The sequence below is a fragment of the Psychrobacter sp. 1U2 genome (genome assembly GCF_051847575.1).
Genome location: NZ_JBPYDC010000435.1, coordinates 1 through 1,088 on the forward strand (window position 1 = coordinate 1; position 1,088 = coordinate 1,088).

The 1,088-nt window shown below is 42.3% G+C and carries 2 protein-coding genes; one reads left to right on the forward strand and one right to left on the reverse strand.

What is annotated here, in order from left to right; translation table 11 throughout:
- The coding region (locus tag ACS8FD_RS16385) for a translocation/assembly module TamB domain-containing protein (RefSeq protein WP_439276622.1) at positions 1-804 on the forward strand (804 nt) is incomplete at its 5' end.
- 135 nt (positions 805-939) lie between these two features.
- On the opposite strand, the gene hemP is transcribed toward ACS8FD_RS16385, so the two are convergent.
- A partial coding sequence (gene hemP, locus ACS8FD_RS16390; protein WP_333613881.1) for a hemin uptake protein HemP occupies positions 940-1,088 on the reverse strand: 149 nt, incomplete at its 5' end.

The window sequence follows — 1,088 nt, forward strand, 5'->3', positions numbered from 1 at the left end:
GAAGATGCAGTGGTGATCGATAGACGTTTAATTGGTAATATCGATGACGTTTTAGCAATATCAAAACCTTGGTCGATTAACGCTGATATTGGTATTGATTTGGGTGATGATATTAACTTCCGTGGCTTTGGTGCTGTCATTCCTTTGGCAGGTGCTCTCAATATCAGTCAAAATGGTACTGGTGTCATGCGCGCTAAAGGGGTCGTTCAAGTATCCCGCCGTACCAGTATCGATGCGTTTGGACAGAATTTAGAGCTAAATTATGGACAGATACGCTTTAATGGCGATGTGATGAAGCCCAATTTGAGTATCGAGGCTGTAAAAATAATTGATGATAAAACAGTCGGCGTACGTGTGACAGGCAACACTGAAAACCCAAATATCGTTGTCTTTAACAATGCAGGCTTGACGCAACAACAAGCGATGAATGCTCTAGTGACCGGTCGTATCGACGATGGTGAAGCAACTCAAGTTAGTGAACAAGGATTTAAGTCACAGGTCACTAATAGTCTGGCGGCAGCTGGTCTCAACTTTGGCTTGACTGGTACACGAAGCTTGACCAATCAAATTGGGCAAGCTTTTGGTTTGCAGAGTCTAACTGTGGATGCTTCAGGTAACAGTGAAGATACTAATGTTAATGTCACAGGTTACGTCACTCCTGATTTATACATTCGTTATGGGGTTGGCGTATTTAACGCGGAAAACAGCTTGTCTATTCGTTATCAATTGACACGCCGTATTTATGTCGAGGCGACCTCTGCGGCTGAAAATGCTGTAGATGTGGTCTATAGCTGGCAGTTTTAAATTGTACTCATTGCGCTATTTTAGGGATGACTGTGGTTGTCGACTATGATAAAGGCTGCTATCAATAGCCAGTGTTGATTATCTTCCAATAAAAAACGCCTTTCAATAGAGGCGTTTTTTGTTGGTACAATTAGGTTATTTGGTCAAAATTAAGCGATTGTTACGAGTCAAACGCAAGCGATACTCTTCGCCTTCATGCTCAATACGGACTTCCTTGGTTAAAGCAAACAAGTGCTGCGATTGTAAAGTAGGCAAACGATTTTCACGGCAGTTTAAGTAGCGAG